Annotated in this window: 1 pseudogene; it reads left to right on the forward strand. The window is 70.8% G+C overall.

Annotated features, from left to right (window positions below):
• Nucleotides 1–14: 14 nt before the first annotated feature.
• Nucleotides 15–627: pseudogene (locus tag FMEAI12_RS39590) on the forward strand (IS5 family transposase); the annotation flags it as partial.

Consider the following 627-nt stretch of genomic DNA (forward strand, 5'->3'; position numbering starts at 1 on the left):
AGAGCAGCCTCGCTCTGCGGCTGGTCCCGGACGATCTGTGGGAGCTGGTGGAACCGCTGCTGCCCCGGTTCGAGACCCGCCACCAGGGTGGTGGGACCGCGCCGATAGAGGATCGGGCGGTGTTCACCGCGGTGGTCTACGTGCTGACCTCGGGGTGTGCCTGGCGGCATCTGCCGGCCGAGTTCGGGGTGTCGGTGCCCACGGCGCACCGTCGGTTCCAGGCCTGGACCCGGGCGGGTGTCTGGCCCCGGCTGCATCGGAAGATCCTTGATCTGCACGGTGCGGCCGGGCAGGTCGACTGGTCGTCGGTGATCGTGGACGCGGCCAGTCTCCGCGCGAAAAAGGGGGAAGCCTGACCGGTCCGAACCCGGTCGATCGCGGCAAACCGGGCTCGAAAATCCATGTCCTGACCGACGCGGACGGGCTGCCGCTGGTCGTGGCGGTCTCCACGGCGAACCTGCACGACAGCGGGGCCTTCGTCCCACTGGTGGCCAGTATCCCGGCGATCCGTTCCCGCCGCGGGCCGCGGCGACGCCGACCGGACAAGCTGCGGGCGGACAAGGCCTACGACCGCCCGGATCTGCGGCGTTTCCTGCGCCGGCGTGGCATCGCGGTACGTATCGCCGC

Origin of the sequence: Parafrankia sp. Ea1.12 (assembly GCF_900465275.1) — a bacterium.
GTDB classification, from domain to species: domain Bacteria; phylum Actinomycetota; class Actinomycetes; order Frankiales; family Frankiaceae; genus Parafrankia; species Parafrankia soli.